The following is a 7,272-nucleotide window of genomic DNA, read 5'->3' on the forward strand; positions in this document are numbered from 1 at the left end:
TTACTATACCTTTGATAATTCATTACTATTTACTGAGAGCATTCAGAACACTACACAAATCTTTCCACGCTAAATCATAACGTCCGGTTTCTTCCGTGTCAGCACCGGGGCGTTGGCATAATGCAATACGTGTACGCGCTAAACCCTGTGTGCATCGTTTTAATTATTCCCGGACACTCCCGCAGAGAAGTTCCCCGTCAGGGCTGTGGACATAGTTAATCCGGGAATACAATGACGATTCATCGCACCTGACATACATTAATAAATATTAACAATATGAAATTTCAACTCATTGTTTAGGGTTTGTTTAATTTTCTACACATACGATTCTGCGAACTTCAAAAAGCATCGGGAATAACACCATGAAAAAAATGCTACTCGCTACTGCGCTGGCCCTGCTTATTACAGGATGTGCTCAACAGACGTTTACTGTTCAAAACAAACCGGCAGCAGTAGCACCAAAGGAAACCATCACCCATCATTTCTTCGTTTCTGGAATTGGGCAGAAGAAAACTGTCGATGCAGCCAAAATTTGTGGCGGCGCAGAAAATGTTGTTAAAACAGAAACCCAGCAAACATTCGTAAATGGATTGCTCGGTTTTATTACTTTAGGCATTTATACTCCGCTGGAAGCGCGTGTGTATTGCTCACAATAATTGCATGAGTTGCCCATCGATATGGGCAACTCTATCTGCACTGCTCATTAATATACTTCTGGGTTCCTTCCAGTTGTTTTTGCATAGTGATCAGCCTCTCTCTGAGGGTGAAATAATCCCGTTCAGCGGTGTCTGCCAGTCGGGGGGAGGCTGCATTATCCACGCCGGAGGCGGTGGTGGCTTCACGCACTGACTGACAGACTGCTTTGATGTGCAACCGACGACGACCAGCGGCAACATCATCACGCAGAGCATCATTTTCAGCTTTAGCATCAGCTAACTCCTTCGTGTATTTTGCATCGAGCGCAGCAACATCACGCTGACGCATCTGCATGTCAGTAATTGCCGCGTTCGCCAGCTTCAGTTCTCTGGCATTTTTGTCGCGCTGGGCTTTGTAGGTAATGGCGTTATCACGGTAATGATTAACAGCCCATGACAGGCAGACGATGATGCAGATAACCAGAGCGGAGATAATCGCGGTGACTCTGCTCATACATCAATCTCTCTGACCGTTCCGCCCGCTTCTTTGAATTTTGCAATCAGGCTGTCAGCCTTATGCTCGAACTGACCATAACCAGCGCCCGGCAGTGAAGCCCAGATATTGCTGCAACGGTCGATTGCCTGACGGATATCACCACGATCAATCATAGGTAAAGCGCCACGCTCCTTAATCTGCTGCAATGCCACAGCGTCCTGACTTTTCGGAGAGAAGTCTTTCAGGCCAAGCTGCTTGCGGTAGGCATCCCACCAACGGGAAAGAAGCTGGTAGCGTCCGGCGCCTGTTGATTTGAGTTTTGGGTTTAGCGTGACAAGTTTGCGAGGGTGATCGGAGTAATCAGTAAATAGCTCTCCGCCTACAATGACGTCATAACCATGATTTCTGGTTTTCTGACGTCCGTTATCAGTTCCCTCCGACCACGCCAGCATATCGAGGAACGCCTTACGTTGATTATTGATTTCTACCATCTTCTACTCCGGCTTTTTTAGCAGCGAAGCGTTTGATAAGCGAACCAATCGAGTCAGTACCGATGTAGCCGATAAACACGCTCGTTATATAAGCGAGATTGCTACTTAGTCCGGCGAAGTCGAGAAGGTCACGAATGAACTAGGCGATAATGGCGCACATCGTTGCGTCGATTACTGTTTTTGTAAACGCACCGCCATTATATCTGCCGCGAAGGTACGCCATTGCAAACGCAAGGATTGCCCCGATGCCTTGTTCCTTTGCCGCGAGAATGGCGGCCAACAGGTCATGTTTTTCTGGCATCTTCATGTCTTACCCCCAATAAGGGGATTTGCTCTATTTAATTAGGAATAAGGTCGATTACTGATAGAACAAATCCAGGCTACTGTGTTTAGTAATCAGATTTGTTCGTGACCGATATGCACGGGCAAAACGGCAGGAGGTTGTTAGCGCGACCTCCTGCCACCCGCTTTCACGAAGGTCATGTGTAAAAGGCCGCAGCGTAACTATTACTAATGAATTCAGGACAGACAGTGGCTACGGCTCAGTTTGGGTTGTGCTGTTGCTGGGCGGCGATGACGCCTGTACGCATTTGGTGATCCGGTTCTGCTTCCGGTATTCGCTTAATTCAGCACAACGGAAAGAGCACTGGCTAACCAGGCTCGCCGACTCTTCACGATTATCGACTCAATGCTCTTACCTGTTGTGCAGATATAAAAAATCCCGAAACCGTTATGCAGGCTCTAACTATTACCTGCGAACTGTTTCGGGATTGCATTTTGCAGACCTCTCTGCCTGCGATGGTTGGAGTTCCAGACGATACGTCGAAGTGACCAACTAGGCGGAATCGGTAGTAAGCGCCGCCTCTTTTCATCTCACTACCACAACGAGCGAATTAACCCATCGTTGAGTCAAATTTACCCAATTTTATTCAATAAGTCAATATCATGCCGTTAATATGTTGCCATCCGTGGCAATCATGCTGCTAACGTGTGACCGCATTCAAAATGTTGTCTGCGATTGACTCTTCTTTGTGGCATTGCACCACCAGAGCGTCATACAGCGGCTTAACAGTGCGTGACCAGGTGGGTTGGGTAAGGTTTGGGATTAGCATCGTCACAGCGCGATATGCTGCGCTTGCTGGCATCCTTGAATAGCCGACGCCTTTGCATCTTCCGCACTCTTTCTCGACAACTCTCCCCCACAGCTCTGTTTTGGCAATATCAACCGCACGGCCTGTACCATGGCAATCTCTGCATCTTGCCCCCGGCGTCGCGGCACTACGGCAATAATCCGCATAAGCGAATGTTGCGAGCACTTGCAGTACCTTTGCCTTAGTATTTCCTTCAAGCTTTGCCACACCACGGTATTTCCCCGATACCTTGTGTGCAAATTGCATCAGATAGTTGATAGCCTTTTGTTTGTCGTTCTGGCTGAGTTCGTGCTTACCGCAGAATGCAGCCATACCGAATCCGGCTTGTGATTGCGCCATCCCCATAGCAGCCATCACATCAGTACCGGAAAGAGAGTCAGAAGCCGTGGCCCGTGGTGAGTCGCTCATCATCGGGCTTTTTGGCGAATGAAATTTAGCTACGCTTTCGAGTCTCATGCGCCTTCTCCCTGTACCTGAATCAATGTTAGGTTTCCGCAGAACACTGCGCCGGTATCGATATACATTTGGTTGGCAAACTTGAGTGGTTTCACTGCTGGCGTATGACCAAAGATGAACGTGTCCGCGCCTTTGATTTCTTTCACGATCCCGTTTTGTGAGTTGCTGATTCGTTCGCGGTTCCAGATTACCTGCTGATGATCAACTGGCTTTCCAAACTCGTATTCGTCAAAGGGATAATCGGCGTGGCAGATAACATATTTTTTATCTTTGCTCACCAGTTCGATGATTAACGGAAGTTCATCTGCTTTATGGGCAAGAGCTTTAGCCAGAATTTCTTTGTCGTAATCGAGATTAAAGAACCAGCCACCGCCATTAAGCAGCCAGTGATTAACGTTTCCACGCTCTGATAAGCCATCAATCATCATTTGCTCATGGTTTCCACGTACAGCTCTGAACCAGGGGAATGTGATTAATTCCAGGCATTCAACGTTCTCTGCACCACGATCAACCAAATCGCCCACCGAGATAAGCAGGTCTTTTTTGTTGTCGAATCCAATCGTATCCAGTTTGTTCATCAGGTTCGTGTAGCATCCGTGCAGATCGCCAACTACCCAAATATTTCGGTATTTGCTGCCATCAATTTTTTCGTAATAGCGCATCTCTTTCACTCCATCCGCGATGAACCATGAGAACGTCGTTGACGATGGCGTGCATTTTCCCGTCTTTATCATCAACGTATTTTCTGACCGTACCGCGACTACATTTCAGTCTGCGTGCTACTTCTGTCTGATTTCCGTATGTTTCAACGAGCATGTCTGGAATGGTTTTTACTGAGAACGTCATGCGGCCTCACTTCTGCTATTTCGCAGGTCTTTGAGTTTCTGTTGGTACTCTGCCTTGATCGCCTTGCACTCTTCGATAGTCCAGCGATGGCGGTTATGGTTTGATTCGATTTCGTCTACTGCTTCCTGCCCGATGCGGCTAATCAGTTCGACGCGATACGGAACGAGATTTCCGCTTTTGTGCTGGTTGCACACCACGCATTGCTTGTGAATATTGCGTTCATTAAATCGGAGTTGAGGTGCCGCAGCAGTTGTCCGGTAATGTCCGGCATCCCACTGAGCAGACGTGAGCGTTCCGCACGAGATACATGGTAAGTCGCGGTCTCTTTCTCTGATGAAGGCGTTTACGGCTTGTTGGGCTTGTTTAATCCAGTAACTGCGGGGCTTTAAGGCGAGTTTTCGAATCTTAAGTTTATCTTTCTGTTTCTGCTCCTCTCGTCGTCGTTTCTTCTCTGCTGCTTTTTCCGCTTTTTCGCGTTCTTTACTTCGTCGTTCGAGTGCTATCTTGGTTCCACACTCTGGAGAGCACCACCACTGATTAGCGAATGCAGGGTGAAACCATTCCCGGCATTCATCGTTTTTACATCGTCTTCGCGCTGGTTTAGCCATCATCTTCTTCCTCGTGCATCGAGCTATTCGGATCGCTCATCAGTTCTGCGCAGCAGTGCTCACACACGTGAACTTCCAGCACATGCAGCTTCTGACCGCAGTTAGCGCACGTTAAAGCTCGCTCGACGCTTTCTTGTTCGTAACTTCGATTTTGGTCAATCACCTTGTTTTCCTCGCACGACGTCTTAGCCACCGGATATCCCACAGGTGAGCCGTGTAGTTGAAGGTTTTTACGTCAGATTCTTTTGGGATTGGCTTGGGTTTATTTCTGGTGCGTTTCGTTGGAAGGTATTTGCAGTTTTCGCAGATTATGTCGGTGATACTTCGTCGCTGTCTCGCCACACGTCCTCCTTTTCCTGCGGTAGTGGTAACACCCCTGTTGGTGTTCTTTCACACCGGAGACACCATCGATTCCAGTAAGGTTGATTTGGTCGGAAGCGGTTATCTTCTTTGCATTCACCGCACCGATAACATCGCATCATGCAGCTTCCCTCCCGAAGTCGAAATCAAGCTGCCCTCCAAATATTTCGCATGACTCAGAACAAGAGCCGGTATCGAATCTTTTAGCTCGTACCATGTCCTGATACAGGGCTTGATAATCATTTTCTGAATACATTTTCGCGATACCGTCCAGCGACATTCTTCCTCGGTACATAATCTCCTTTGGCGTTTCCCGATGTCCGTCACGCACATGGGATCCCGTGATGACCTCATTAAAAACACGCTGCAATCCCTCCTCATCTTTGCAGGCAAGTCCGATTTTTTGCGTTGATTTTTTAATGCAGAATATGCAGTTACCGAGATGTTCCGGTATTTGCAAATCGAATGGTTGTTGCTTCCACCATGCGAGGATATCTTCCTTCTCAAAGTCTGACAGTTCAGCAAGATATCTGATTCCAGGCTTTGGCTTTAGCCGCTTCGGTTCATCAGCTCTGATGCCAATCCACGTGGTGTAATTCCCTCGCCCGAAATGGTCATCACAGTATTTGGTGAAGGGAACGAGTTTTAATCTGTCAGTGCAGAACGCGCCGCCGACGTATGGAGTGCCATATTTCTTTACCATATCGATAAATGGCTTCAGAACAGGCATTCGCGTCTGAATATCCTTTGGTTCCCATACCGTATAACCATTTGGCTGTCCAAGCTCCGGGTTGATATCAACCTGCAATACGGTGAGCGGTATATCCCAGAACTTCACAACTTCCCTGACAAACCGATATGTCATTGGATGTTCACAACCTGTATCCATGAAAACGTAATGCACGTCTTTACCTGCCCGTCGCTTTTGCTCCATTAGCCAGAGCAAATATGCTGACGTCCTGCCACCGGAGAAACTAACGACATTTATCATGCAGCCCTGTCTCCCCATCTCGCTTTCCACTCCAGAGCCAGTCTCGCTTCGTCTGACCACTTAACGCCACGCTCTGTACCGAATGCCTGTATAAGCTCTAATAGCTCCGCAAATTCGCCTACACGCATCCTGCTGGTTGACTGGCCTATTACCACAAAGCCATTCCCGGCAAGGTTAGGAACAACATCCTGCTGCTTTAATGCTGCGGTAAACACACACTTCCAGCTTTCTGCATCCAGCCAGCGACCATGCCATTCAACCTGACGAGAGACGTCACCTAAGCAGGCCCATAGCTTCCTGTTTTGGTCTAAGCTGCGGTTGCGTTCCTGAATGGTTACTACGATTGGTTTGGTTGGGTCTGGAAGGATTTGCTGTACTGCGTGAATAGCGTTTTGCTGATGTGCTGGAGATCGAATTTCAAAGGTTAGTTTTTTCATGACTTCCCTCTCCCCCAAATAAAAAGGCCTGCGATTACCAGCAGGCCTGTTATTAGCTCAGTAATGTAGATGGTCATCTTTTAACTCCATATACCGCCAATACCCGTTTCATCGCGGCACTCTGGCGACACTCCTTAAAAACCAGGTTCGTGCTCATCTTTCCTTCCCGTTCTTCCCTGGTAGCAAACCGGTAATACACCGTTCGCCAGACCTTACCTTCGATAACCAGAAGACCTGCCCGTGCCATTTTAGCCGCGGCCTGATTTATGCTGGTTACTGTTGCGCCTGTTAGCGCGGCAACGTCCGGCGCACAGAAGCTATTATGCGTCCCCAGGTAATGAATAATTGCCTCTTTGCCCGTCATACACTTGCTCCTTTCAGTCCGAACTTAGCTTTGATTTCTGCGATCTTCGCCAGAGCCTGTGCACGATTTAGAGGTCTACCGCCCATGACAGGAAGTTGTTTTACTGGTTCAGGGATCGCCTCACCACGGTTAATTCTCGCAGTCATATGGACAAGCTCATCTGCGGCCTTACGGCGTAATTCCGCATCAGTAAGCGCATTGGCCCGCATGTTCTGATACAGGTTGGTAACCAGCCAGTAGTGCGCGTTTGATTTCCACGGATAAGACTCCGCATCCGGATACAGGCCTCGCTTCCGGCAATACTCGTAAACCATATCAACCAGCTCGCTGACGTTTGGCAGTCCGGCGGTAACGGATGCTTCTTCCCGGCACCATGCAACAAACTGCCCGGGTGATGGCAGAAATGGTCGATTCTGCCGACGGGCTACGCGCATTCC

At 48.4% G+C, this 7,272-nt stretch carries 14 protein-coding genes and 1 pseudogene; 1 reads left to right on the forward strand and 14 read right to left on the reverse strand.

The window, feature by feature from the left end; translation table 11 throughout:
- Positions 1–362 precede the first annotated feature (362 nt).
- On the forward strand, positions 363–656 hold the full coding sequence (bor, locus tag J5M57_RS27575; protein ID WP_000738492.1) for a serum resistance lipoprotein Bor: 294 nt from the start codon (positions 363–365) through the stop codon (positions 654–656).
- Between the two features lie 31 nt (positions 657–687).
- On the opposite strand, the gene rzpD is transcribed toward bor, so the two are convergent.
- The 14 genes and pseudogenes from rzpD to J5M57_RS27650 form a co-directional block, all read right to left on the reverse strand.
- On the reverse strand, positions 688–1,149 hold the full coding sequence (gene rzpD, locus J5M57_RS27580; RefSeq protein ID WP_000092275.1) for a prophage endopeptidase RzpD: 462 nt from the start codon (positions 1,147–1,149) through the stop codon (positions 688–690).
- Entirely contained in the window at positions 1,146–1,622 is a 477-nt protein-coding gene (locus J5M57_RS27585) for a glycoside hydrolase family protein (RefSeq protein ID WP_000229403.1), read from the reverse strand. Before J5M57_RS27585 ends, rzpD begins: the two co-directional genes overlap by 4 nt.
- Positions 1,606–1,929 (reverse strand): annotated as a pseudogene (locus J5M57_RS28990) (phage holin, lambda family). Before J5M57_RS28990 ends, J5M57_RS27585 begins: the two are co-directional and overlap by 17 nt.
- 676 nt (positions 1,930–2,605) lie before the next feature.
- Positions 2,606–3,229 carry an antitermination protein gene (locus tag J5M57_RS27600; protein WP_001235459.1) on the reverse strand — a complete coding sequence of 208 codons (624 nt, stop codon included), beginning with the start codon at positions 3,227–3,229 and terminating at the stop codon, positions 2,606–2,608.
- Positions 3,226–3,891 carry a serine/threonine protein phosphatase gene (locus J5M57_RS27605; protein WP_001271136.1) on the reverse strand — a complete coding sequence of 222 codons (666 nt, stop codon included), beginning with the start codon at positions 3,889–3,891 and terminating at the stop codon, positions 3,226–3,228. The genes J5M57_RS27600 and J5M57_RS27605 overlap by 4 nt, the downstream gene beginning before the upstream one ends.
- Complete coding sequence (locus J5M57_RS27610) at positions 3,869–4,075, reverse strand: phage NinH family protein (protein WP_002901791.1); 207 nt, start codon at positions 4,073–4,075, stop codon at positions 3,869–3,871. The genes J5M57_RS27605 and J5M57_RS27610 overlap by 23 nt, the downstream gene beginning before the upstream one ends.
- The gene (locus tag J5M57_RS27615) at positions 4,072–4,683 is read right to left on the reverse strand and encodes a recombination protein NinG (RefSeq protein ID WP_001108044.1); all 612 of its coding nucleotides are present in this window, start codon (positions 4,681–4,683) and stop codon (positions 4,072–4,074) included. Before J5M57_RS27615 ends, J5M57_RS27610 begins: the two co-directional genes overlap by 4 nt.
- The gene (locus J5M57_RS29165) at positions 4,676–4,888 is read right to left on the reverse strand and encodes a protein NinF (protein ID WP_306424353.1); all 213 of its coding nucleotides are present in this window, start codon (positions 4,886–4,888) and stop codon (positions 4,676–4,678) included. Before J5M57_RS29165 ends, J5M57_RS27615 begins: the two co-directional genes overlap by 8 nt.
- A complete protein-coding gene (locus J5M57_RS27625; protein ID WP_000113775.1) occupies positions 4,843–5,025 on the reverse strand; it encodes a NinE family protein in 183 nt (60 codons plus the stop codon). The genes J5M57_RS29165 and J5M57_RS27625 overlap by 46 nt, the downstream gene beginning before the upstream one ends.
- Positions 4,992–5,165 carry a protein NinD gene (gene ninD / locus J5M57_RS27630; protein ID WP_000984218.1) on the reverse strand — a complete coding sequence of 58 codons (174 nt, stop codon included), beginning with the start codon at positions 5,163–5,165 and terminating at the stop codon, positions 4,992–4,994. Before ninD ends, J5M57_RS27625 begins: the two co-directional genes overlap by 34 nt.
- Entirely contained in the window at positions 5,162–6,034 is an 873-nt protein-coding gene (locus J5M57_RS27635) for a phosphoadenosine phosphosulfate reductase family protein (protein ID WP_000611491.1), read from the reverse strand. Before J5M57_RS27635 ends, ninD begins: the two co-directional genes overlap by 4 nt.
- A complete protein-coding gene (locus J5M57_RS27640; protein WP_000736903.1) occupies positions 6,031–6,471 on the reverse strand; it encodes a recombination protein NinB in 441 nt (146 codons plus the stop codon). The genes J5M57_RS27635 and J5M57_RS27640 overlap by 4 nt, the downstream gene beginning before the upstream one ends.
- A gap of 73 nt (positions 6,472–6,544) precedes the next feature.
- The gene (locus J5M57_RS27645; RefSeq protein ID WP_000145933.1) at positions 6,545–6,835 is read right to left on the reverse strand and encodes a protein ren; all 291 of its coding nucleotides are present in this window, start codon (positions 6,833–6,835) and stop codon (positions 6,545–6,547) included.
- Positions 6,832–7,272: replication protein P (locus J5M57_RS27650; RefSeq protein WP_243435659.1), on the reverse strand; the 441-nt coding region annotated here is incomplete at its 5' end. The genes J5M57_RS27645 and J5M57_RS27650, both read right to left, overlap by 4 nt.

Origin of the sequence: Pseudomonas sp. 86_A (assembly GCF_017491705.1) — a bacterium.
Lineage (GTDB): Bacteria > Pseudomonadota > Gammaproteobacteria > Pseudomonadales > Pseudomonadaceae > Aquipseudomonas > Aquipseudomonas koreensis.